Origin of the sequence: Coleofasciculus sp. LEGE 07092, assembly GCF_015207375.1 — a bacterium.
GTDB lineage: Bacteria > Cyanobacteriota > Cyanobacteriia > Cyanobacteriales > Coleofasciculaceae > LEGE-07092.
Genome location: NZ_JADEWY010000295.1, coordinates 1 through 1,131, shown reverse-complemented (window position 1 = coordinate 1,131; position 1,131 = coordinate 1). Strand labels below are relative to the sequence as shown.

Below are 1,131 nucleotides of genomic sequence, written 5' to 3'. Positions count from 1 at the left end.
GAGGAGGAGGGGAGCGGGGGAGATAAAGAGAAAATTGTCAGACTGAATGCTAATTAAAATATCCCCCATCTTCCCCTACTCCCTACTCCCTATTCCCCATTCCCCATTCCCTCACGAACGGTGTCCGGTCACAATATAAGTCACTCGTTGACCGATATTTGTAGCATGATCAGCCATGCGCTCAATGTGGCGAATTGCTAATACTAGTAGGAGAATGGGTTCAATTACACCTTTGATATCCCGCTGATACGCTAGGGTTTGATAAAGTTGGTCGTAGGCATTATCAACTTTATCATCTAGTATCTTAATGGCTTGTCCTGCGTTAGCGTCTAAGTCTGCTAGTGCTTCTAAACTAGCGGCTAACATGGCTTGGGCATGATGGGACATGACCTCCATTTGGGGCAAGCAAGGATGGAGAGGGTAAGCGAATAATTTAAGTGCTATCTCCGTTAGATCTTCAGCATAATCCCCAATGCGCTCCAAGTCCCGCACCAACTGCATAAAGGCACTGAGTAGACGTAAGTCTTGAGCAACTGGTGATTGCAGTGTGAGTAAGGAAGCACATTGCAATTCGATTTGCCGATAGTAGCGATCAATTTGTTTTTCGACTGAAACAATTGCCTTAGCTGCCTCTAAATTTCTGGAAAACAGAGCTTGATGACTCAGGCGACATGAGTTTTCTACCAAAGCGCCCATACGCAATACATCCTGTTCTAAGCGGCTGAGCGATCGCTTAAAATGGGTACGTTCAGAATGACTATTTGCAGAAGATAAGCTCACCTCGAATGCAGTACCACTAGAGTGGACAAAAAGTTCTACTTTAGGGATAGCAGATAAAAGTTAAATTATAGTGAAATTTTTCAGCAAGAGGGGGGAATCGGTGGTTGGGAAAGTGTGAAAGTAGACAGGTAACAGGACAAAGGAATTTTCTTATTCCTAGTACTGTTTCCCAAACGGTGACAGCATCTCCCGCTAGACGTAGATACAGCAATGCCTCCTCCTCTTATTACTTTCTACTACTGTAGCCAATCTGTAGGGAGTAGGGAGTAGGGAGTAGGGGAAGATGGGGGATATTTTAATTAACATTCAGTCTGAAAATTTCTCTTTATCTCCTCTGCTCCCTAGCTCCCC

General features: G+C 44.5%; 1 protein-coding gene. It reads right to left on the bottom strand.

Annotated elements, in window-relative coordinates:
- Positions 1-111: 111 nt before the first annotated feature.
- Positions 112-780, bottom strand: a complete 669-nt coding sequence (gene phoU, locus IQ257_RS29660; RefSeq protein ID WP_193882869.1) for a phosphate signaling complex protein PhoU — start codon at positions 778-780, stop codon at positions 112-114.
- Positions 781-1,131 lie beyond the last annotated feature (351 nt).